Annotated in this window: 22 protein-coding genes; 13 read left to right on the forward strand and 9 right to left on the reverse strand. The window is 64.7% G+C overall.

The features are described 5' to 3' along the window. Nucleotides 1–32 precede the first annotated feature (32 nt). Together fliG and fliF are read right to left on the reverse strand one after the other, a co-directional pair. Nucleotides 33–1,028, reverse strand: a complete 996-nt coding sequence (gene fliG, locus PV762_RS01060) for a flagellar motor switch protein FliG (protein WP_088403390.1) — start codon at nt 1,026–1,028, stop codon at nt 33–35. A 57-nt stretch (nt 1,029–1,085) separates the two neighbouring features. Further along, complete coding sequence (gene fliF, locus PV762_RS01065; protein WP_421033178.1) at nt 1,086–2,819, reverse strand: flagellar basal-body MS-ring/collar protein FliF; 1,734 nt, start codon at nt 2,817–2,819, stop codon at nt 1,086–1,088. A gap of 163 nt (nt 2,820–2,982) precedes the next feature. On the opposite strand from fliF, the gene fliE reads away from it, so the two are divergent. Continuing rightward, nucleotides 2,983–3,303, forward strand: coding sequence for a flagellar hook-basal body complex protein FliE (fliE, locus tag PV762_RS01070; RefSeq protein ID WP_231993099.1), 321 nt, complete (start codon nt 2,983–2,985; stop codon nt 3,301–3,303). Between the two features lie 63 nt (nt 3,304–3,366). On the opposite strand, the gene PV762_RS01075 is transcribed toward fliE, so the two are convergent. The 7 genes from PV762_RS01075 to PV762_RS01105 all read right to left on the reverse strand — a co-directional run bounded on the left by PV762_RS01075 (nt 3,367) and on the right by PV762_RS01105 (nt 10,366). After that, nucleotides 3,367–4,113 (reverse strand): flagellar brake protein, encoded by a 747-nt coding sequence (locus PV762_RS01075; protein WP_421033179.1) that lies wholly within the window; start codon nt 4,111–4,113, stop codon nt 3,367–3,369. A gap of 169 nt (nt 4,114–4,282) precedes the next feature. Next, a complete protein-coding gene (locus tag PV762_RS01080; RefSeq protein ID WP_067282807.1) occupies nt 4,283–4,582 on the reverse strand; it encodes a flagellar protein FliT in 300 nt (99 codons plus the stop codon). Nucleotides 4,583–4,690: 108 nt separating this feature from the next. Continuing rightward, entirely contained in the window at nt 4,691–5,125 is a 435-nt protein-coding gene (fliS, locus tag PV762_RS01085) for a flagellar export chaperone FliS (protein WP_421033180.1), read from the reverse strand. A 212-nt stretch (nt 5,126–5,337) separates the two neighbouring features. Next, entirely contained in the window at nt 5,338–6,813 is a 1,476-nt protein-coding gene (gene fliD / locus PV762_RS01090; protein ID WP_421033181.1) for a flagellar filament capping protein FliD, read from the reverse strand. Nucleotides 6,814–6,977: 164 nt separating this feature from the next. Continuing rightward, nucleotides 6,978–7,847, reverse strand: coding sequence for a flagellin (locus PV762_RS01095; RefSeq protein ID WP_421033182.1), 870 nt, complete (start codon nt 7,845–7,847; stop codon nt 6,978–6,980). Nucleotides 7,848–8,172: 325 nt separating this feature from the next. Continuing rightward, entirely contained in the window at nt 8,173–9,015 is an 843-nt protein-coding gene (locus tag PV762_RS01100; protein ID WP_421033183.1) for a flagellin, read from the reverse strand. 511 nt (nt 9,016–9,526) lie between these two features. Next, nucleotides 9,527–10,366 carry a flagellin gene (locus PV762_RS01105; RefSeq protein ID WP_421033184.1) on the reverse strand — a complete coding sequence of 280 codons (840 nt, stop codon included), beginning with the start codon at nt 10,364–10,366 and terminating at the stop codon, nt 9,527–9,529. 655 nt (nt 10,367–11,021) lie between these two features. Here PV762_RS01105 and PV762_RS01110 point away from each other — a divergent pair. From PV762_RS01110 to PV762_RS01165, 12 genes are all read left to right on the forward strand, one after another. Beyond that, on the forward strand, nt 11,022–11,513 hold the full coding sequence (locus PV762_RS01110; RefSeq protein ID WP_421033185.1) for a tetratricopeptide repeat protein: 492 nt from the start codon (nt 11,022–11,024) through the stop codon (nt 11,511–11,513). Between the two features lie 249 nt (nt 11,514–11,762). After that, on the forward strand, nt 11,763–12,089 hold the full coding sequence (flhD, locus tag PV762_RS01115) for a flagellar transcriptional regulator FlhD (protein ID WP_421033186.1): 327 nt from the start codon (nt 11,763–11,765) through the stop codon (nt 12,087–12,089). 75 nt (nt 12,090–12,164) lie between these two features. After that, nucleotides 12,165–12,701: a flagellar transcriptional regulator FlhC gene (gene flhC / locus PV762_RS01120; protein WP_088403400.1), complete on the forward strand. Its 537-nt coding sequence runs from the start codon at nt 12,165–12,167 to the stop codon at nt 12,699–12,701. Between the two features lie 28 nt (nt 12,702–12,729). After that, the gene (locus PV762_RS01125) at nt 12,730–13,773 is read left to right on the forward strand and encodes a glycosyltransferase (RefSeq protein ID WP_421033187.1); all 1,044 of its coding nucleotides are present in this window, start codon (nt 12,730–12,732) and stop codon (nt 13,771–13,773) included. Nucleotides 13,774–13,962: 189 nt separating this feature from the next. Further along, nucleotides 13,963–14,286, forward strand: coding sequence for a flagellar transcriptional regulator FlhD (gene flhD, locus PV762_RS01130; RefSeq protein ID WP_421033188.1), 324 nt, complete (start codon nt 13,963–13,965; stop codon nt 14,284–14,286). Nucleotides 14,287–14,353: 67 nt separating this feature from the next. After that, nucleotides 14,354–14,890, forward strand: a complete 537-nt coding sequence (flhC, locus tag PV762_RS01135) for a flagellar transcriptional regulator FlhC (RefSeq protein WP_067276156.1) — start codon at nt 14,354–14,356, stop codon at nt 14,888–14,890. A 10-nt stretch (nt 14,891–14,900) separates the two neighbouring features. Next, on the forward strand, nt 14,901–15,659 hold the full coding sequence (locus PV762_RS01140) for a class I SAM-dependent methyltransferase (protein WP_421033189.1): 759 nt from the start codon (nt 14,901–14,903) through the stop codon (nt 15,657–15,659). Nucleotides 15,660–15,671: 12 nt separating this feature from the next. Further along, nucleotides 15,672–16,529 (forward strand): flagellar motor stator protein MotA, encoded by an 858-nt coding sequence (motA, locus tag PV762_RS01145; protein WP_088403404.1) that lies wholly within the window; start codon nt 15,672–15,674, stop codon nt 16,527–16,529. Between the two features lie 15 nt (nt 16,530–16,544). Further along, nucleotides 16,545–17,492 carry a flagellar motor protein MotB gene (gene motB / locus PV762_RS01150; protein WP_421033190.1) on the forward strand — a complete coding sequence of 316 codons (948 nt, stop codon included), beginning with the start codon at nt 16,545–16,547 and terminating at the stop codon, nt 17,490–17,492. Nucleotides 17,493–17,537: 45 nt separating this feature from the next. Further along, on the forward strand, nt 17,538–17,930 hold the full coding sequence (cheY, locus tag PV762_RS01155; protein ID WP_067276146.1) for a chemotaxis response regulator CheY: 393 nt from the start codon (nt 17,538–17,540) through the stop codon (nt 17,928–17,930). Nucleotides 17,931–17,946: 16 nt separating this feature from the next. Beyond that, nucleotides 17,947–18,585 (forward strand): protein phosphatase CheZ, encoded by a 639-nt coding sequence (locus tag PV762_RS01160; RefSeq protein ID WP_421033191.1) that lies wholly within the window; start codon nt 17,947–17,949, stop codon nt 18,583–18,585. Nucleotides 18,586–19,514: 929 nt separating this feature from the next. Then, nucleotides 19,515–20,711 carry an EscU/YscU/HrcU family type III secretion system export apparatus switch protein gene (locus tag PV762_RS01165; RefSeq protein WP_421033192.1) on the forward strand — a complete coding sequence of 399 codons (1,197 nt, stop codon included), beginning with the start codon at nt 19,515–19,517 and terminating at the stop codon, nt 20,709–20,711. The last annotated feature ends 151 nt before the right edge of the window (nt 20,712–20,862 follow it).

Raw genomic sequence — 20,862 nt, forward strand, 5'->3', positions numbered from 1 at the left:
GGTGTCCGTCGGCGGAAAGGTCGACCAGCGTATTACAGGAACTGGTCGTCGCCGCCGCCGGCGAGCACGATCTGGCCTTCGTCGACGAGGCGACGGACGACCTTGAGGATTTCCTTCTGCTCGGCCTCGACCTCGGACAGGCGGACCGGGCCGCGCGAATCCAGGTCCTCGCGCAGCGTCTCGGCCGCGCGGGAGGACATGTTGCGGAAGATTTTCTCGCGCAGCTCCGGACCCGCCCCCTTGAGCGCGACGATGAGCGATTCCGACTGCACTTCCTTGAGGATGGCCTGGATGCCGCGGTCGTCGATCTTGTCCACGTCGTCGAACGTGAACATGTTGTCCATGATCTTCTGTGCCAGGTCGGAGTCGGCCTCACGGATGTAGTCCAGCACCGACGCCTCGACGCTGGTACCCATCATGTTGATGATCTCGGCCGCCGTCTTGACGCCGCCGAGGTTGGATTTCTTCATGCGCTCGCCGCCGGCCAGGATCTGGCCCATGACCTCGTTGAGGTCCTTCAGTGCCATCGGCTGGATGCCGTCCAGCGTGGCGATGCGGATCAGCACCTCATTGCGCTGGCGCTCGGTGAAGACGCGCAGCACCGAACTGCTCTGGTCGAAGTCCAGGTGCGACAGGATGGCGGCGACGATCTGCGGGTGTTCGTTGCGCAGCAGTTCCGCGACCGAGCCCGGGTCCATCCACTTCAGCGATTCGATCGAGGACACGTCCGAGCCCTGCAGGATCCGGTCCAGCAGCAGATTGGCCTTGTCCTCGCCCAGCGCCTTGCGCAGCACCGAGCGGACGTACTCGTCGGTGTCGCTGACCAGGGTGCTCTGGGTCTCGGCGACCAGGTCGAACTTGTCCAGCACGCGCTCGACGCGCTCGCGCGGCACGACCTTCATCTTGGCGATGGTCTCGCCGAGCTTCTGCACTTCCTTGGGCGCGAGGTGCTTGAACACCTCGGAGGCTTCCTCCTCGCCCAGCGACATCAGCAGGATGGCTGCGTCTTCTACGCCTTTGTCGTCCATGGTGGTGTCTCGCGTGTCTCGCTATCGGTCCGGGTGCTCGTGCCTGATCGGCGGGGCTCAGCGGCGGCCGCCGGCGGGAGCGGCCGTTTCCAGCTCCTCGCCGTTGACCCAGGCGCGCATGATGTTGGCCACGGCGATCGGGTTCTCCTTGGCCAGCAGGCGGGCGCGTTCCAGCTTGTCGTTGGAGATCGGCGCTTCCAGGGCCGGCAGGCCGCCGGGACCGCGCGGGCCGCCGAGCGCCAGCTGTTCGTCCTCGACCACGCTGAGGGCATTGCTGCTGGCAGTGTCGTCCTTCTGTTCGGCCGGCGGCGGGAAAGCCGCCTTGAGAGCAGGGCGAACCAGCCCGAACACGGCGATCAGCGCGACCAGCACCAGGGCGGCGGGCACGGCGAAGTCGCGGGCGACGTCGCGCAGCCACGGTTGCTGCCACAGCGGCACGTCGGCGTTCTCGATCTTGTCCGACACGAACGGGGTGCTGATGACCTTGATCGAATCGCCGCGTTCCTGCGAGAAGCCCAGCGCTTCCTTGACCAGCGAGTCCAGCTTCTGGAGCTCGTTCTCGGACAGCGGCTGGCTGGAGGTCTTGCCGTTCTTGTCGGTGACGGTCTTCTGGTTGACCACGACGGCGGCGTTCAGGCGACGGATCTGGCCGATCGCGTTGCGCGTGACGCGCACGGTGCGGTCGAGTTCGAACTGTGTGTCGTTGTTGCGGCGCAGGTTCTGCGTGCCGCCGGATTGGCCGGCCGGCTGCAGCTGCTGGGCCTGGCCGTTGATCGGCGCGGCAGCCTGCGGCGGGACCTGGTTGGTGGTTGCGCCGGGAACGCCGGTGGGCACGCCGGCGCTGCCGCCGGATTGCTCCTCGGAGGTGAGGCGGCGCACGCTGCTCTGCGTGTTCGGGCCCTGGTTGGGCTTGTATTCCTCGGCGGTGGATTCGACCTGGTTGAAGTCGACGTCGGCAGTGACCGTCGAGCGCAGGTTGTCGCGGCCGACCACCGGCTCCAGCAGTTCCGCCACCCGCTTGTTCAGATTGGCTTCGATCTGCTGCTTGTACTGCAGCTGCTGACTGTCCAGACCGATGGCGTTGCCGTCCGGGTTCTGGGAGAGCAGGGCGCCGGTGCTGTCAAGCACGCTGACGGCCTTGGGGTTCAGTTCCGGCACCGACGAGGACACCAGATGCACGATGCCGGCGATCTGCGCGCGGTCCAGCGTGCGACCGCCGCGCAGCGTCAGCATGACGGAGGCGCTGGGCTTCTGCTGTTCGCGGAAGAAGCCGTTCTGCTGCGGCATGGCCAGGTGGACGCGCGCGTCGGCGACGTCAGCCATGGCAGTGATGGTGCGGGTGAGCTCGCCTTCGAGCGCGCGCTGGAAGTTCAGCCGCTCGTTGAAGGCGGTCTGGCCGATGGACTGCTTGTCCATCAGCTCGAAACCGACGACGCCGCCCTTGGGCAGGCCGGCCGACGCCAGCTTCATGCGCAGGTCGTAGACCTGGTTGGCGGGCACCATGATGACGCCGCCCGGGTCGTTGCGGTAGGGGACGTTCATCTGCGACAGCTGCGCGATGACGGCGCCGCCGTCCTTGTCGGACAGGCCGGAGAACAGCGGGCGGTAGTCCGGCTTGGCGGTCATCATAGACATCGCCACGATGACCGCCAGCAGCGCGGCCACGCCGCCGCCCAGCATCATCTTGCTCTTCGCAGGCATGGCCGCGAGGCGTGCGGGCAGGCCGGCCGGTTTGGCGGTCTGTTGCACCTCGGGGAGTCCGGCGGCGGGGCTGCTCAGGGCGTTGTCCATGGGATGTGCGTGTACGGCTGGTGTCGAACGGAGTGCCCAGGCGGACGCCTCGACACAGGACTGGATTATTTCGACGCACGCCCTCAAGAATGGTGGGAACAGGCCGAAGAAGGCCCCCCAGTTCGGAGCTATGGGCACCACGGGGATCCGTACGATGCGTTCCGTGGACCTGAAACTCAAACCCTTCGACTTCGCCAACGCGGTGGCACGCGCCGGGCTGACCCCCCAAGGTCAGCCGGTGGCCAAGGCCGCGTCAGGCGGTGCGAGCTTCGCGGATGCGATGAGCTCGGCGTTGAAGTCCGTGAGCACGCAGCAGAACGAAGCCTCTCGTTTGCAGCGGGAGGTTCAGCTGGACAACCCCACCGTCAGCCTCGAAGAAACCATGGTCGCCATGCAAAAGGCGCAGATCGGTTTCCAGGCGACGCTGCAGGTGCGCAACCGGCTCGTCTCCGCCTATTCGGAAATCATGAACATGCAGGTGTGAGATCGAATCACAGACGAAAAAGCCGCCTCTCGGGCGGCTTTGTTCATTCTGCGATACGTGGTCTCAGAGGCTTCGCCGCATCAACCGTTCCCGCTTCTGCGCCTGGTCGATGAAGATCTGCAGCGCGCGGGCCGCCGTGGGCGCCAGCGAGACGAACGCGCAGCCGGCATGGTGCGGCGCGCCTTGATCGCTGCCCGACATGTGCTGGATCCTCAGCAGCGTGGTGAAGCTGACTTCGCGTTCCAGTTCCAGCGTGCCGCTGATCTCCGCACCCGCTTGCGGGACCGGGACCACGTTCGCCGGCCATTGCAGCGCGACGCCGCCGGCGCTCACGTTCATGACGCGCAGACGCGGCAGGTCCGGATCGGACAGCTTCAGCGCCGGGTAGAGCTGCCCGGCCGACGCCACCCGGTAGGCCTGACGGCGCTGGAAGCGGTACAGGCGCAGCGGGACCGGCGAGCGCAGCACCTCCGCGCCGTCGCCGCGGATGGCCACGAGGCCGGACACGTCGAACTGCAGCTTGATCTTGTCCAGGAAGGCGGTCGCCACGAGTTCGTCGCTGGCCAGCACCGGCGCGAGCGTGTCGCCGAGCTGCGGAGCTTCCATCGTCAGCATCCCATGCGGCGTGTCCAGGGCGCGCAGCACCGTGTGGATCGCTTCGCCGTCCGGCGTCGAGAGCTGGATGCGCGCCTGCGACTGCAGCAGTTCGCGCAGCCAGTTCATGATCTCGCCGGGCGCGTCCATCCGGAAATCGGTGTCCGCGGCGTCGGGGGGACTCGGGGATAGCTTCAGGTCGCGCAAGGCCAGCATCCGGCAGCATTCGTTGGGAAAATTCTCTCGCATCCCCAAGGCAAACGCCGCGCCAACCCCATCCGTTCAAGGGGCCGGTCGCGGCGCTGTCGTGAACCCGGAAGCGGGTCGCGTGACCGATGTCGCGAATCCGCGGGGCGGTCGGACGAGGGATGGATCAGTGCGCTGATCAGTGGACCGTCTTTGACTTGCCCTTCATCAGCTGGTCCAGGTCTTCCAGCCACGGCTCGGCCAGGTGGCGGATCTCCGCGTCGTTGACCAGGATGCGCTGCATGATGCGCGTTTTCAGCTGCGCTTCGTCAGGGCCGAGGTTCTGGCTGGAAGCCGCATGCTTGAGCTGCGAGATCAGCAGCACGCAGGCGCCTTCGAGCTTCACCACTTCGTCCCAGTTGCCCGAACGGGCGGCGCTCAGCATGTCGGCGCTGGCTTGTTCGATGGCTTCGTAGTAGCTCAACAGTTGGGTGCTCATGAGGCGATCCGGGGTCGGGGCGGCGTGGGCGGCGGAGGTCTGGGGCTTGGCGGTGTACTTGGACATGGAACTTCTCAAGTCGTCAGGCTGAAGGGTGGCGTCCGGGGCTCAGGCCGCGGCGCGTTGGTCGGCGGTGGCCGGGGCGATGCTGGCCCAGGCTTCCTTGATCGGCTGCAGCAGCTTCACGCATTCCTCGATCGCCGCGTCGTCGCTGCGCAGGTTGGCGTAGGTCAGCCGGGTGCAGATGTAGGCATACAGGTCGCGCAGGTCCAGGGCCAGCTCGCCCGATTCCAGGTTGAGGGCCGCCTTCAGGCCTTCGTCCAGGATACGGACCGCGCGGCTCAGGGTGCGGTTCTTCACTTCGACATTGGCGGCGCGGATCGCGCCGATGGCTTGCGTCATCGAATCGAACGCGCCGTCCAGCAGCAGGCTCACCAGACGATGCGGCGAGGCCGTCATCACGTCCGTTTCCACGCCCACACGGTTGTACATGCTGCTGGCGCGTTGACCGTGGGAGGCGAAGGGAGAGGAGTTGCCGTACATGATGTGTTGCTGCGGAGTGCTGAAGTGCTTGAATCAGTTTTCGGCCCCCGCTGGCTCAACTTGAGCCTCCCCCGTGTCGAATTTGTCTCGAAATTCTGCTCGTGTGAAGAAAAAGGAAAGCCTCCGTGAGGAGGCTTGTCGGTGCTCTTTTCGAAGCGCCGGAGAAGGGCGGTGGCGACGATCTTGTTCCGATCGCGACCGCGGTCGCGGCGTCAACTGCTGCTGCTGATCATGCTGGTGATCTTGCTGACGTAACTCTGCAGGTCGTTGAGCTTGGCCATCTGCGTGTCCAGCGCCGTGTACTGCGCGCGCAGGCGCTTCTCGTAGGCGGCGGAACGGTCGTTGAGCTCGTCGGTGCGTTTGCCGTTGGCGGTCACGCGCGATTGCAGGCCGGTGGTCCGGGTCGTGATCGAGCCGTCGAAACCGGTGACCTGGTCGGCAAAGCCACGCCAGCGTGTGGCGAGGCCGTTGTTGTTCGCATCGTTCGTGTCGACGCCCATGAACAGGTTCTTCAAGTCGCTCATGTTGCCGAGTGCGCTGGTCAACTTGGTGTCGGTGACCTTCATCGTGCCGTCGGCGGCGACGTCGATGCCGATGTCCGATAGCCGTCCGAACTGGCCGCCCAGCGTGCTGCCGGACGCCGTGATGTTGCGCAGCTGGCTTTGCAGGCCCACGGCGGTGCTGTCGCCCTGGAGCGCGCCGGCGGTTTTGTTGGCTTCGTCGTACTTGGTGTCGTTGCGCATCAAGGTCATGAGGCTGTTGTACGACGTGACGAAGTCGTTGATGACCTTCTTGACGCTGTCCTTGTCCTGGCCGACGGTGATGGTCGACTGGATGGGAGTGTTCTTCGTGGGGTCGTCGGGATTCGCGGGATCCTTGGTGCCACCCTTGAGCAGGTTGATGGTCAGGCCGTCGACGGCGCCTTCAATGTTGTTGGAGGCGGAACTGATCGCCAGGCCGTTGACCGTGAGGTTGGCGTTCATGGCCGCCGTGTTCTGGGTCATCGACCTGATCGAGGACGTCGGGTCGTAGGCGAGCGCGGACAGGCCGCTCGCATCTGACCCATTGCCGTCGTCATCGGCGGTGGTGATGCGAAAGCCGTTGGCCTCGCCAGTGTCCTTGGAGCGGATCACCAGGCGCTGCCCGTTGGCGTCGGTCACGACCGAGGCGAGCACGCCCGCGCCGGAGCCGTTGATCTTGTCGCGGATGCTGGACAGCGTGTCGGTGGCCGAGATGGAGACGCTCACCGGCGTCGCGCCGTTCTTGCCGGTGAAAGTCGAGTTGTTCGAGCTCCACTGGCCCAGTTCGATGGTCATCGAGCCCGAACCGACGGTCGCGTTGGTCGCGAAGGCGTTGCTCGACAGCGATTGCGGCGAGGCCAGATTGGTCACGCTGAGCGCGTACGAGCCCGCGCCCGAACCGGCGCCCGCGATCACCGTGGCCATCGAGGTGTCGGACGACATGGCGGTGAGCGCCGCCCAGGTCGACGGGTTGGCCAGTTTGGCGGCTGCGTCGCGCATTGCGCTGAAGGCGCTCTTGATCTTCCCGTACTCGGAGATCTGCGTCTTGATCGTGTCGGTGCGCTTCTGGAGATCGACGATCGGCTGCTGCTCGAGCGAGACCAGCTTCGTGACGATGCTCTCGACGTCCAGGCCGCTGCCCAGACCGGCGGAAGTGATGGATGCCATCGTTCTTGCTCCCTGTGACCCTGATCACTGTGGCCCGGCTCCCCTCGCGGAAGTCCCAAGCGCAACAGGGCCCCGCGTGTGTCGCGTGAGGCCCTGTCCTGCTTATCGGCGCCCTTGGCACCGACTTTAGGACGGTGACCCGGGGGATTGATTGCGTTTTTCTATCAGCCCTTGAGCAGCGACAGCACCTGCTGCGGCAGTTGGTTCGCCTGGGCGACCATCGCGTTGCCGGCCTGCTGCAGGATCTGCGCGCGGCTCAGGTTGGACGTTTCGACCGCGAAGTCGGCGTCCATGATCCGGCTGCGGGCGGCGGTCTGGTTCTCGTACGCCACCTGCAGGTTGGAGATCACGGCGTCGAAGCGGTTCTGCGTGGCGCCGAGCGTCGCGCGGTTGCTGTTGACCGTATCCAGCGCGGCGTCGATGTTGGCAACGACGGTCGCAATCGCGCCGGCGTCTGCCGTGCGGTCGATGACCGCGCGATCTGTGCCGTTGGCATCGGTACCGGCCACGCTCGTGATGGACGGGTCGCGACTCATATTCGGCGTGGTCACCGAAATTTCATCGTTGGACGTCGTGTTCGGCCCGACTTGGAAGACCTGGGGCAGGTCGGCATCGGCACCGAGAATGTACTTGCCGTTGAAGGTCGTTCCCGCGGTGACGCGCTGGATTTCCTTGGCGAGTTCACCGAATTCCTTGTCCAGCGAATCCTTGTCGCTGTCCGCGTTGGTCGCGTTACGCGCCTGGATGGCGAGTTCGCGCATCCGCTGCAGCGAATCGGCGACCTTGCCCAGCGCGCCTTCGGCGGTCTGCGACAGCGAAATGCCGTCGTTGGCATTGCGCATCGCCACCGTCATGCCGCGCGCTTGCGAGTTCATGCGTTCGGCGATCGCGAGGCCGGCGGCGTCGTCCTTCGCGGAGTTCACCCGCAGGCCCGACGACAGGCGCTGCATCGAAGTCGCCAGCGACGACTGCGACGAGTTCAGATTGCGTTGCGCGTTCAGCGAGGCAATATTGGTGTTGATGGTCTGTGGCATTGATGCACTCCTGCGGAGATCCTGTCCTGGCTGCGATCCCGGTTAGGTGGGTCGGTTCCCGACCGCACCTGCGGATCCTCGCTGCGCCATCGCAGTCATTGTTTGGATCTGCCGGTTGGACCGGTGGTCGAGCGGTACTGCCTGCTCGATGGTTCCCATTGTGCGAAACGTGCTCCAACGCCGATTGGCTGATTAACGGGCGGAAAACCGGCCTTTAAACACCAATAAAAGAAGGCCCCGCATCGGTCCCCTGGGGGGCGATGCGGAGCCTTTGGAGGCCCGGCGCGAAGGCCGGTGCTTGAGGAGTCAACCGTTGGAAGAGGGATCAGCTGCGCAACAGCGAGAGCACCTGCTGCGGGAGTTGGTTGGCCTGCGCCACCATCGTGTTGCCGGCCTGCTGCAGGATCTGCGCGCGGCTCAGGTTGGCGGTTTCCGCGGCGAAATCGGCATCCATGATGCGGCTGCGGGCGGCGGTCTGGTTCTCCACCGAGACCGACAGGTTGGAGATGATCGCGTCGAAGCGGTTCTGCGAAGCGCCCAGGATGGCGCGCTGGCCGCTGACCGTGGTGATGGCCGCGTCGATGTTGTCGATGACGGTCTTGAGCGAGTCGGGCGTCGAGGCGTTGTCGATCGTGCCACCGGTGACGGCGGTGATCGTCGCGTCGTTGGTCATGTTGTTGGTGATCACGTCGACCGAGTCGTTGGCGCTGGTGTTGGCGCCGATCTGGAAGGTCTGCGTGCCGGCGTCGTCGCCCAGGATGGACTTGCCGTTGAAGGTGGTGCCGCCGATGACGCGACCGATTTCCTGGCCCAGCTGCGCGTATTCCTTGCCGATCGAGTCGAGGTCGGACGTCGTGTTCGTCGCGTTGCGGGCCTGGACCGCCAGTTCACGCATGCGTTGCAGCGAATCACCCACCTTGGACAACGCGCCTTCAGCCGTCTGCGCCAGGGAGATGCCGTCGTTGGCGTTGCGCATCGCGACGTTCATGCCGCGGACTTGGGCATTCATGCGCTCGGCGATCGCCAGGCCGGCGGCATCATCCTTGGCCGAGTTGACGCGCAGTCCGGAGGACAGGCGCTGCATCGACACCGACAGCGATGACTGCGAGGACGAGAGGTTGCGCTGAGCGTTGAGCGATTGCAGGTTGGTGTTGATGATCTGAGCCATGATTCATTCCTTCAAGTTTCAAAGACCTTTTGGCGGTCTCGGCGGACGGTTGAATAATCGTCCGACTGAGCCGGACCACGTGGTCCTTGCTGTTGAATTGCGGACCCGTTGATGCAGTTATCGGGCCGCGCAGGAATGGACTTGAGGCCTTCTTGGAAAGAAAGCTTGTAACGCCCCATGGCGGGCGTGAAGTAGTGGCGGGGAGCCACTTTGGGCGAGCACTTGCTGCGCCCCTGCGGAGGCCTTACCAGCCCTTTTCGCGCTGCTTCTGTAGGCGGCTTGGAGGCAATGAAAGACGCAAGCCTTCGTCAGGCCAAGCGCGGGCTCTCCACGGGGCATGGGGCCTCGCGTCCGCGAACCCCAAGCCCCATTCCGACCCCACCCTCGCTCGTTGACTTCTCTTTCACCACCACTCGGGCGTGATGGGGAAAGAGAAGGGGACCACGTCCCCTTCGAGGATCCTGGCAACCGCGGACGTCGGGACGTCGACGGTTGCCTCTTCCTTCTTCTATTAGCGCAGCAGGGCCAGCACTTGCTGGGGAGCCTGGTTGGCCTGGGCGATCATCGCGTTGCCGGCCTGTTGCAGGATCTGCGCACGGCTCAGGTTGGCAGTTTCCGAGGCGAAGTCGGCGTCCATGATCCGGCTGCGGGCAGCGGTCTGGTTCTCGACGGAGATCTGCAGGTTCGACACGATGGCGTCGAAGCGGTTCTGCGAGGCACCCAGCTTGGAACGCTCGGTCGACACCGAGGTGATCGCCTTGTCGATGTTGTCGATGATGGTCTTCAGGTCGTCGGTCGACGAGCCGTTGGTGATCGCACCACCCGTGACGTCAGTGATCGCGGCTTGGCCGGTCATGTCGGTCGTGACCACGTCGACGGAGTCGTTGGTCGTGGTGTTGGCACCGATCTGGAAGGTCTGCGTGCCTGCGTCGCCGGCCAGGATGGCGCGGCCGTTGAAGGTCGTGCCGCCGAGGACGCGGGTGATTTCCGAGCCCAGCTGGCTGTATTCCTGACCGATCGAGTCCAGGTCGGACGTCGTGTTGGTCGCGTTGCGGGCCTGCACCGCCAGTTCACGCATACGCTGCAGCGAGTCGCCCACCTTGGACAGCGCGCCTTCAGCCGTCTGCGACAGCGAGATGCCGTCGTTGGCATTGCGCTGAGCAACGTTCATGCCTCGGACTTGCGAGTTCATGCGGTCGGCGATGGCCAGGCCGGCGGCGTCGTCCTTGGCGGAGTTCACGCGCAGACCCGAGGACAGGCGCTGCATCGAGATCGCCAGCGACGATTGGCTGGTGGAGGTGTTGCGCTGAGCGTTTTGCGACAGCAGGTTGGTGTTGATGATCTGGGCCATGATTGCTCCTAACAGCTATACGTAAATACCGGCAAAAGCGCCGAACCACACATGAGCGCCTGAGTCCTCCGATCCTCCAGCCCGCCGTGAGGCGAACCGGCCGAGGATCTCGGATGCTCCTGCTGAACCGCCCGGGCCATTTCCCGGTTCGGTCCCAGTCCGACGCTAGTCAACCGTTGCCGTCCCACCCCTCATCGGAAGCCAAGAACGTCAGGCCTTCTAACCGGACCACGTGCCGCCTGTCTGCTTCGACCTGCTAGCAAGACTGCTTGTCTTTGCTGGCTTGTCGCTGCGTTCAGCAGCCCCGTTGAGTTGGTTATCGGGACCCTCGACATAGAACTTGAGGGCAATTTGTCAAGACTTGTGATCTGTCGATAAGCGGGTCTTGCAACGCGTTGTTTGTCGTTTGACTTCGACCCGGACCGGTGCCCAGGTGTCGGTCTGGCGACGGACATGGGGGTATCTACGGCCTGAACGCGGCGGGATTGAGGGGGAATGCCGGCGCTTTTCGTGTGCTCGATCACGGGGGGCTCACCCTAAAGTGCTTCCTGGCGATGCTGACACGCGGGATCGCCTCATCCGCCACCTTCGCCGGGACCGGTCTCGGCCTGAGACCGGACTCGATCGACGAGTCCCAACGACCATGGAGAGGTCTATGCCACTGCAAGCGCAAACCGAGGCACGGTCCGCCGTGTCGATGATCGATGCGTCGATCGAGCAACAAATTCACGGCACGATCCGTCCGGGATCCAGCGAGGCCCGCCTCCTGCTGGCCCAGGCGCGCAACGCCGCCTATGCGCAGGCCGCGCAGGGTCGCATCGGCGACGGCGTTGCGCTGCTCTACAACGCGCTGGAAATGGCGCCGATGAGCGTCGACCTGCTGTCCGATGTCGGCGCGCTGCTGCTGGCCGCGGGCCAACTGAGCGATGCGGCGCTGTATGCGCACCGCGCGGTCGAGCTGTCGCCGCAACACGCGCCGTCCCTCTACACCCTGGGCTTCGCGCTGTCGGGTCTGGGCGAGGTGAAGGCCGCGATCGAAGTGTTGACCACCCTCAATCAAGGCCAGGCTCTTGAGATGCTGCGTCGCGATTCGCCGGAATTGATGGCGATCGTTGACTCCGAATTGCTACGCCTGCAAGCTGCCTGATCGACCGGCGATCCGCCGGCCGCGAGACAGCCTGACAGGCTGTCTCCCTGAAAAACCGCCGCCGAGCCCGCAACCACGGGCCTCGATCGGCGGTTTTCTCATTGGAGCCTGTCAGCGTGTAGGAATCAGGCTGACAAGGCGGTCGTCCCGCTCCCTAGCCTGTATCTGGTGTCCACCTGATGTTGCGTGAACGAGTGTTTCTTCAGAATTCATTCCATCGCAGCAACGCAACCCACCAGGAGCCACCAGATGAACAGCGACCAGATCCTTGCCGAGATCCGCGAAGCCAACCTGTCGTACGTGATGCTGGCTCAAAGCCTGATCCGTGCCGACCGCGAACAAGCGCTGTATCGCCTGGGCATCTCGGAAGAGACCGCGACGCTGCTGAATACGCTGAGCCCGGCTCAGATGATGAAGATGGCTTCCGGCAACACGCTGCTGTGCCGCTTCCGCATGGACGACGACCTGGTGTGGGGCCTGCTGACTTCGCACGGCAAGCCGGCTGCGAATGACAGCGTGTCGCGCCTGCATGCTTCCATCCTGATGGCCGGCCGCCACCAGGAAGCCGCGGCCTGATCCAGCAGATCCAGGCAACTGCCCCAGGCAGAGAAATTGCCGCCCGAGAACATCCGAAAACAACCGGAGCACCCCATGCGCACCAAGTCCATCCTGACCGAAGCCAAGCAGATCGATCGCGCGGTGACGCTGATCAAGCTGGGCGCGCGCCTGCAAGTGCTGGAATCGGAAACCGACCTGAGCTACGAGCGTTTGCTGCGCCTGTACAAGGAAGTCTCGGGCAAGAGCCCCAGCAAGGGCCAACTGCCGTTCTCGACGGACTGGTTCATGACCTGGCAGCCCAACATCCATGCCAGCCTGTTCCTCAATATCCACGAGTACCTGAACAAGGTCGCCGAGATGGACGAGATCGACGTCGTCATCAAGGCTTACCAGCTGTACCAGGAACAGACGGCGGCCCAGAACCTGGAGCAACTGCTGTCGGTGACCCGCGCGTGGCGCCTGGTGAAGTTCGTGGACAACGGGATGCTGACGATGACCAAGTGCAGCAAGTGCGGCGGCCACTTCGTGACCCACCCGCACGAGGTCGCCAAGCACTACGTCTGCGGCCTGTGCAACCCGCCGGCGCGCGCCGGCAAGGGCAAGGCCGCCGGCGGCATCCAGATGCACTGAGCGCATCGCTCCCGGACACGCCTGTCGAATGCTCACACGCTGGCGCAGCTGTCTGGTCGTCATCGCCCGCAATGAGGCGGCGACGATCACCCGGTTGTTGACCAGCGTTCGTCCTTTCGTGGACGACATGCTGGTGATGGACACCGGTTCTGCCGACGACACCGTCCATCTGTCAGAAGCCGCGGGCGCCCGGATCGCCCACTTTCCCTGGATCGATGATTTCGCCGCCGCGCGCAATGCCGCGCTCGACGCCGCCAGCGCCGACTGGCACGTCGTGCTCGACGCCGACGAATGGCTGATCGGGGAGGGCGGTGGTGGGGCGGCGCTTGCAGCGCTGCGCACCACCTCTCCCGAGTTCGTGGGCACCATCGCGCTCCAAGACCACTTCGACGGCGGCACTGCGCAATCGCGCCTCAGCCGAGTGCTGCCAGGACACGTCCGTTATGCCGGGCGCATTCACGAACAGCCTGTCCACGACCTGCCCCTCCGGGCGCTGGATGTCCAGGTCGGCCACGACGGATACCAGCCGGAGCGGCTTCACGTGAAGCAGGGGCGCAACGAGCGATTGCTGCGGGCCGCCATCGATGACGATCCTGCCAATCCGTATCTATGGTACCAGCTCGGTAAGGATTTCTCGGTCTATGAGCGCTTCGCGGATGCCGAAGCAGCGTTCGCGAATGCCTCCGATCGCTTGACCTCGTTGCCCCTGACGCCCGCATGGTGGAACGACCTCGTCGCGAGACGACTCTTCGGGTTCAAGTCGCTCAAGCGCCATGCCGACGGCATGGTCTTCGCAGAAACGCAATTGCAAAGATGTGCGGAGTCGCCGGACTTCTTCTTTGCGCTGGGCGATCTCCTGTTGGATTGGGCGGCGGATGAGCCGCAGCAAGCGGACGCCTTGATTCCGATGATCGAGGACGCCTGGCGTCGTTGCCTGGAAATCGGCGAGCGACCGGAGCAACCGGGCGCCGTCGAGGGGCGCGGGAGCCATCTGGCCGCCCACAACCTGGCGCTGGTGCTGGGCGCCACCGGGCGTCACGAGGAGGCGAGGGCCCTGCGCGAGGCGCGGTGATCCCTCAAAAAGCAGCGCCGGGATGGCGCTGATCTGGCATCTTGTAGGAATTAGGCTGACAAGCGCGTCGGCGCGCTCCCTAACCTGGAGATGGAAGCGACCTGATGTTGCTTGCGTGTCGGCATCTCTACAGTTCGTCTCACGCTGAAACGAAACGACATCAGCACCCAACACCCCAGGAGCCGAACGATGAACGCCGACCAAATCCTCGCCGAGATCCGCGAAGCCAACCTGTCGTACCTGATGCTGGCCCAGAGCCTGATCCGTGCCGACCGCGAGCAGGCGTTGTATCGTCTGGGCATCTCTGAAGACACCGCGACGCTGCTGACCACGCTGAGCGCCGCCCAGATGCTGAAGATCGCCTCTGGCAACACGCTGCTGTGCCGCTTCCGCATGGACGACGATCTGGTGTGGGGCCTGCTGACCTCGCACGGCAAGCCGGCCGCCAACGACAGCGTGTCGCGCCTGCATGCCTCCATCCTGATGGCCGGCCGCCATCAGGAAGCCGCCTGAGTCTTATCGACGCCACTCGCGTCGACTGAAGCTGAATCGACGCTCAACTGAAGCCGGAGACACCGACATGCGCACCAAGTCCATCCTGACCGAAGCCAAGCAGATCGATCGCGCCGTGACGCTGATCCACCTGGGCGCCCGTCTGCAGGTGCTGGAGTCGGAAACGGACCTGAGCTACGAGCGTCTGCTGCGCCTCTACAAGGAAGTCTCGGGCAAGAGCCCCAGCAAGGGGCAGCTGCCGTTCTCGACGGACTGGTTCATGACCTGGCAGCCCAACATCCATGCCAGCCTGTTCCTCAACATCCACGAGTACCTGAACAAGGTCGCCGAGATGGACGAGATCGATGTCGTCATCAAGGCCTACCAGCTGTACCAGGAACAGACCGCGGCCCAGAACCTGGAGCAACTGCTGTCGGTGACCCGCGCGTGGCGCCTGGTGAAGTTCGTGGACAACGGGATGCTGACGATGACCAAGTGCAGCAAGTGCGGCGGCCACTTCGTGACCCACCCGCACGAGGTCGCCAAGCACTACGTCTGCGGCCTGTGCAACCCTCCGGCCCGCGCCGGCAAGGGCAAGGCAGCCGGCGGCATCCAGATGCATTGAGGGCGCCGTCATGGCCGCCCGACTACCTCATACCGCTTCGGGGGACGCCCCCTCCGCGCTGCGCTGGCCGACCCTGGCACTGCTCAGCTGGGGTGCCTGTTTCGCCGTCTGGCGCCTATTCGGCCCCGACTGGCCCGCAGCGATCGTAGCTTCCGGGCTGGGGTTGATCCTGGCCGGGCTCCACCGCCAGACCTGGCGCCGCATGATCGTGGCCGCCGGATTCCCGATGGCCTTGCTGTTCACCGGCACCGACCTGCCGGCCTGGATCTGGCTGATTCCGCTGGCCGTGCTGGTGCTGGCCTATCCCCGCCGCGGATGGAGCGACGCCCCGCTGTTCCCGACTCCCCACGAGGCGCTGCGCGAGCTCCCCGAGCGCGTGAGGCTGCACGACGGCGCCCGCGTACTCGACGCCGGCTGCGGTCTAGGCGACGGATTGGTGGCCCTTCGCCGCGCTTATCCGGGCGTGCGGTTCGCGGGCATTGAATACAGTGGCTTCCTGTGGCTGCTGGCCCGCCTGCGTTGCCCCTGGGCCGACATCGCCCGCGGCGACCTGTGGGCCCAGTCGTGGCGCGAGACGGACCTGGTCTACCTGTTCCAGCGGCCCGAATCGATGCCGCGCGCGTTGGACAAGGCGCGCAGCGAGATGAGACCGGGCAGCTGGCTGGTCAGTCTGGACTTTCCGCTGCCGGGAGAACCCGTCTTCGCGCAGTTGGACACCGGCACCCGGCATCAGCTGTATGTCTACCGGGTGCGCGAACTCAAGGCCTGAGGAACCCATTTCATGTTTGTCATCATCGGTTGGCTGCTGGCCCTGGCCTGCATCTTCGGCGTGTTCATCGCGCACGGAGGCAACATCAGCGTGGTGCTGCACGCGCTGCCGTTCGAGATGACCACCATCTTCGGCGCGGCGATCGGCGGCATGCTCGCCACGAACCCGCCCAAGGTCATGAAGGCCACCATGAAGGGCCTGGGCGACTGCTTCAAGGGCAGCAAGTACACCAAGGCCCGCTACATGGAGCTGCTGGCGCTGCTGTACGACATCCTGCAGAAGGCCCGCAAGGAAGGCCTGATGTCCATCGAAAAGGACGTCGAGGATCCGCACAGCTCGCCGCTGTTCCAGAAATACCCGACGGTGGGCAACGACCACCATGTCACCGAGTTCATCACCGACTACCTGCGGATGATGGTGTCCGGCAACCTGAACGCGCACGAGATCGAGTCCCTGATGGACGCCGAGATCGACACCCACCACCACGAGGCCTTCCTCGCCGTGATCGCGCTGCAGCGACTGGCGGGCGGCCTGCCGGCCTTCGGCATCGTGGCTGCGGTGCTGGGCGTGGTGAACACCATGGGCTCGGTCGGTCAGCCGCCGGCGGTGCTGGGCGGGATGATCGGCTCGGCGCTGGTCGGCACGTTCCTGGGCATTCTGCTGGCCTACGCTTTCGCCGAGCCGCTGGCCGGCGCGCTCGAAGCCAAGGTCGACGAGGCCGGCAAGGAACTCCAGTGCATCAAGACCACGTTGCTGGCCTCGATGCAGGGCTACGCGCCGCAGGTGGCGATCGAATTCGGACGCAAGGTGCTGTACTCGACGGAACGCCCGACCTTCGCCGAGCTCGAAGGCCACGTGAAGAAGAAGTGAACGGAGTGAATCACCATGGCCGGTGACGCCAAGAAACTCCAGCCCATCATCATCAAGCGCGTCAAGAAGGGCGGCCATGCCGCCCACGGCGGCGCGTGGAAGATCGCGTACGCCGACTTCGTGACGGCGATGATGGCGTTCTTCCTGCTGATGTGGCTGCTCGGCTCGACGACCGAGGGCGACAAGAAGGGCATCGCGGACTATTTCGCCTCGCCGCTGAAGGTGGCGATGTTCGGCGGATCGGGTTCGGGCGACGCGTCGCACATCATCAAGGGCGGCGGTCAGGACCTGACGCGCCAGACCGGCCAGGTCAAGGCCGGCGACGTTCAATCCCCTCGCAAAACCATCAATCTGAAGGCGCTCAAGGAAGAGCAGCGCCGCGCGGAGCGCGTCCGCCTGCAGCAATTGAAGGACAAGGTCGAAAAAATCATTGCGGACAACCCCAAAATTGCCGCATTAGGTGGACAAATCCGACTCGATATGACACGCGAGGGCTTGCGTATCCAAATCGTGGACGAGAATAATCGTCCGATGTTTGATAGCGGCAGCGCGATGGTGAAGCCGTATATGCGCGAGTTGCTGCAGGAACTCGGCAACGTGTTGTCGGAAGTGCCCAACCGGCTGACGCTGGAAGGTCATACGGACGCACAGCCGTTTTCTGCGGGAGAGCGCGGATACAGCAACTGGGAACTGTCGGCGGACCGAGCCAATGCCTCGCGGCGCGAGCTGGTGGCGGGCGGTTTGCCGGATGCCCGGGTCCTTCGCGTGCAGGGGTTGGCGTCGAGCAAACTGCTCGACACGAAAGACCCCAAAGCCCAAGTCAATCGCCGCATCAGCATCATCGTGATGAATCGCGATGCCGAAGATGCGGTGCTGAAGAACCTGCCCGACGAGGACGAGGAAACTTCAGATCCTGCGGCCAGCGCGCCGCAGGTCTCAAGTGCCGCGTCCGCGAGCCGATAACGTTCCGAATCGAACAACGCCTTCCAGTCCCCTCAGAGGAACGCCATGAGCACTGACATGAAATTCTTGATCGTCGACGACTTCTCGACCATGCGCCGGATCGTGCGCGGTCTGTTGAAGGAGATCGGCTACAACAACGCCGAAGAGGCGGAAGACGGCGTCGAGGCATTGAGCATGCTGAAACAGGCGAAATACGATTTCGTCGTCAGCGACATCAACATGCCCAACATGAACGGCTTCGAGCTGCTCAAGGCGATCAAGGAAGACGCCACGCTGAAGCACCTGCCGGTGCTGATGGTGACGGCGGAAGCCCGCAAGGAAGACATCGTCCTGGCCGCGCAAAGCGGTGCGGCGGGCTACATCGTGAAGCCATTCACGAAGGCCACGCTGGAGGAAAAGGTCCTGAAGATCATGCAGAAGCTGGCCGCTGCGGCCTGACGCTGGGAGTCCCACCATGCAGATGGAAGAGCTGGCCAAACTGACCTCGCAATCCAACGAGCCGCTGACGGTCTCGCCCGAGGTGTTCCAACAGATCGGCACGATCACCCGCGTGCTGCACGACACGATGCAGCAACTGGGCGTGATGCCCAAGCTGCAGGTTGCGACCGACGGACTGCCGGACGCGCGCAGCCGCCTGACCTACATCGCCAACAAGACCGCCGATGCCGCCAACAAGGTGCTGAACTCGGTTGACCAGGCCAAGGCCGAGCACGCCAAGATCACCGAGGCCGCCAATGCGATGGCCCAGGCGATCACCGCGGACCCGGTTCGCGCGGTGGCGTCGGGCGCGGTGTTGAACTTCGTCAAGGAGGTCGAGTCTTCGACCACGAAGATCGACACGCACCTGACCGACATCATGCTGTCGCAGGACTTCCATGACCTGACCGGTCAGGTGGTTGCCAAGGTCGTGACGCTGGCCAACGATCTGGAAGATTCGCTGGTGAAGCTGCTTGTTTCGGTGGTCCCGCCGGAACAGCGCGAAAAGGTCGATCCGAGCATCCTGCAAGGTCCGGTCGTGAACCCGGAAGGCCGCGCCGACGTCGTGGCCAACCAGTCCGAAGTGGACGACCTGCTGGCCTCGCTGGGCTTCTGATCTCCCGGAGCCGGCCTAGCCGCATCGAAACCCGCGCCCTGGCGCGGGTTTTTTCATTTGGCGTTGTCTAGCGCCTCCGCCCCTCTTGTTGCAAGCGGCGCAACACGGGTGGGATGTGGGAGGTCTGGCACCGGGCCATCGCGGCCAGCGACGTCGAATCCAGGGTCCTATCCAGAAGGTGCAAACGGCGCGCGTAGGAGGCCCCTGAATCCTGAAGCGTTCTTGGGCAAACGGCCATGAGCGCGCGCAGGGGGACCGCATGGCGCCGCGCCCAGTTGGCTGCACGGCAATGCGTCAGAGGGGACGCGGCAGCTATGGCGGCGATTTCATCCGCTTGCAGATGGGGCTGATGGAGCGCCGCACGACGGAGTAAGGCCAGGACGTGTGGAGGCGTCTTAGTTGATGCGAAAAGTGTTGCTGCGCGCCGCACATCGGGGCGCCGGCCGGAGGAAGCAGCGGGTCGCGGCGCGTCGCACAGGATCTTGCCGCTCTGTGTCATTGCGTCGGCCCAGGCAGGGAGAGGCCCCAATGGATTGCCTCGCAGATCCACGCGGCGCCATGACCGATTGGACGGAAGGGGTGGGATTTCCGTCAGGCCCAAGTGAGAAAGGTTCAATTGATCGCTGTGCGAATTCAGGATGAGTGACACAGCCAAGGCGCGCTGCTCGTACTGGGCTCCCGGCGCGGCGCCCCACGCTTCGAGCTTGCGGCGCGAAGGGTCGTCTTCCGCAGGATCTCCATAGATTGCGCTCTGGGGGCCCCAGGCAGTGGGCACGGCGACCGGATTCATCGGCAGACTCCTCAAGGAAAAGGGTCTCAGTGGCAGGTATGCGACTGGAAGTCGCCGGTTTTCTCCTCCTTATCCGGCCAAGGCGAAACCCTCTCCGGCCGAACAATGGCGGGGCCACGGCATAGGGCCGTGACCCCACATGGCCGATTCAGACGCACAAGACCGCAACTTACCCGCCTCGCAGAAAAAGATCGAAAGGTCTCGCAAGGAAGGGCAAGTACCGCGCTCCCGTGACCTGCCGCATTTCGCGGTGATGGCCACGGGCGGCGCGTTGTTCGCGACGTCTACGCCGTACGCGGTGGACACCCTGCAGCGCATGCTGGAAGGCGCGCTGCGTTTCGATGCCGAACAGCTGCGCACCGCCGGCATGATGACCGAGCGCCTGTCGACGCTGACCTGGCAGGGGTTCATGCTGGGCCTGCCGGCGCTGATCATCCTGGCGATGGCCGCGATCGCAGCGCACATCGCCTCGGGCGGATGGAACTTCACGATGAAGCCGCTGGCGCCGAAGTTCTCCAACCTCAACCCGATCACCGGCATCGGCAAGCTGTTCCAGATGCAGAACCTCACCACGGCGCTGAAGGCCGTGGCGCTGTCGCTGGTACTGGGCATCGTCGGCGCGATGGCGCTGAAGGATCGCATGGCCGGCTTCATCGGGATCATGTCCGTGCCGCTGCCGTCGGCGCTGGCCTTCGCGGGCAAGCAGCTGATGGGCGGGCTGATGATGCTGGGGTTGTGCCTGGCGCTGTTCGCCGCCATCGACGTGCCGCTGCAGCGCTTCCAGTACCTCAAGCGGCTGAAGATGTCCCGCGAGGAAGCCAAGAACGAGATGAAGGAAGCCGAGGGCAACCTCGAGATGAAGCACAAGATGCGCGCCAAGGGCCGGGAGCTGGTCAAGCGTCGCATGCTGCAGGCGGTGCCCAAGGCCGACCTGGTCGTGATGAACCCGACCCACTATGCGGTCGCGATCGTCTACGACGAAACCAAGTTCGGCGCGCCGCGCGTGGTGGCGAAGGGCCTGGACCTGCTGGCGTTCAAGATCCGCGACATCGCCAAGGACAACAAGGTGCCCGTGCTGCAGGCGCCGGCGCTGGCCCGGGCCCTGTACGCCCACGCCGAGCTGGACCGTGAGATCCCCGGCGCGCTGTTCGGCGCCGTGGCGCAGGTGCTGGCGTACGTGTACCAGCTGAAGGCTGCGCTGAAGGGGCAGGGCGCCTCGCCGCAGGCCGTGCCGAACCCGCCGGTGCCGGACGAACTCGACCCGCACAAGAAGCCGGGCTGGAAGCCGCCGGAAGACGAACTGGACGACCAGTTCCCCGAAGGCAACCCCGCCTGATCGCCGGCTGGCCACGGCCCGATTTCGGGGGAGATTCCCCCCTTTATCCAGCTAAAGGAAACGAGACTCCCGCCGAACAATGGCGGGGCTCGACGGCAGTGTCGGGCGAGTGATCTTCCCCTCCGGCATCCAACAGGTTGAAGGCAGCACC

The organism is Mitsuaria sp. CC2, from assembly GCF_048957715.1.
GTDB lineage: Bacteria > Pseudomonadota > Gammaproteobacteria > Burkholderiales > Burkholderiaceae_C > Roseateles.

Excerpts from the sequence above, each read along its gene's own strand:
- fliG (WP_088403390.1), bottom strand. The coding sequence starts at position 1,028 with ATGGACGACAAAGGCGTAGAAGACGCAGCCATCCTGCTGATGTCGCTG.
- fliF (WP_421033178.1), bottom strand. The coding sequence starts at position 2,819 with ATGGACAACGCCCTGAGCAGCCCCGCCGCCGGACTCCCCGAGGTGCAA.
- PV762_RS01075 (WP_421033179.1), bottom strand. The coding sequence starts at position 4,113 with ATGCTGGCCTTGCGCGACCTGAAGCTATCCCCGAGTCCCCCCGACGCC.
- PV762_RS01080 (WP_067282807.1), bottom strand. The coding sequence starts at position 4,582 with ATGAGCACCCAACTGTTGAGCTACTACGAAGCCATCGAACAAGCCAGC.
- fliS (WP_421033180.1), bottom strand. The coding sequence starts at position 5,125 with ATGTACGGCAACTCCTCTCCCTTCGCCTCCCACGGTCAACGCGCCAGC.
- fliD (WP_421033181.1), bottom strand. The coding sequence starts at position 6,813 with ATGGCATCCATCACTTCCGCCGGTCTGGGCAGCGGCCTGGACGTCGAG.
- PV762_RS01095 (WP_421033182.1), bottom strand. The coding sequence starts at position 7,847 with ATGCCACAGACCATCAACACCAATATTGCCTCGCTGAACGCGCAACGC.
- PV762_RS01100 (WP_421033183.1), bottom strand. The coding sequence starts at position 9,015 with ATGGCTCAGATCATCAACACCAACCTGCAATCGCTCAACGCTCAGCGC.
- PV762_RS01105 (WP_421033184.1), bottom strand. The coding sequence starts at position 10,366 with ATGGCCCAGATCATCAACACCAACCTGCTGTCGCAAAACGCTCAGCGC.
- PV762_RS01110 (WP_421033185.1), top strand. The coding sequence starts at position 11,022 with ATGCCACTGCAAGCGCAAACCGAGGCACGGTCCGCCGTGTCGATGATC.
- flhD (WP_421033186.1), top strand. The coding sequence starts at position 11,763 with ATGAACAGCGACCAGATCCTTGCCGAGATCCGCGAAGCCAACCTGTCG.
- flhC (WP_088403400.1), top strand. The coding sequence starts at position 12,165 with ATGCGCACCAAGTCCATCCTGACCGAAGCCAAGCAGATCGATCGCGCG.
- PV762_RS01125 (WP_421033187.1), top strand. The coding sequence starts at position 12,730 with ATGCTCACACGCTGGCGCAGCTGTCTGGTCGTCATCGCCCGCAATGAG.
- flhD (WP_421033188.1), top strand. The coding sequence starts at position 13,963 with ATGAACGCCGACCAAATCCTCGCCGAGATCCGCGAAGCCAACCTGTCG.
- flhC (WP_067276156.1), top strand. The coding sequence starts at position 14,354 with ATGCGCACCAAGTCCATCCTGACCGAAGCCAAGCAGATCGATCGCGCC.
- PV762_RS01140 (WP_421033189.1), top strand. The coding sequence starts at position 14,901 with ATGGCCGCCCGACTACCTCATACCGCTTCGGGGGACGCCCCCTCCGCG.
- motA (WP_088403404.1), top strand. The coding sequence starts at position 15,672 with ATGTTTGTCATCATCGGTTGGCTGCTGGCCCTGGCCTGCATCTTCGGC.
- motB (WP_421033190.1), top strand. The coding sequence starts at position 16,545 with ATGGCCGGTGACGCCAAGAAACTCCAGCCCATCATCATCAAGCGCGTC.
- cheY (WP_067276146.1), top strand. The coding sequence starts at position 17,538 with ATGAGCACTGACATGAAATTCTTGATCGTCGACGACTTCTCGACCATG.
- PV762_RS01160 (WP_421033191.1), top strand. The coding sequence starts at position 17,947 with ATGCAGATGGAAGAGCTGGCCAAACTGACCTCGCAATCCAACGAGCCG.
- PV762_RS01165 (WP_421033192.1), top strand. The coding sequence starts at position 19,515 with ATGGCCGATTCAGACGCACAAGACCGCAACTTACCCGCCTCGCAGAAA.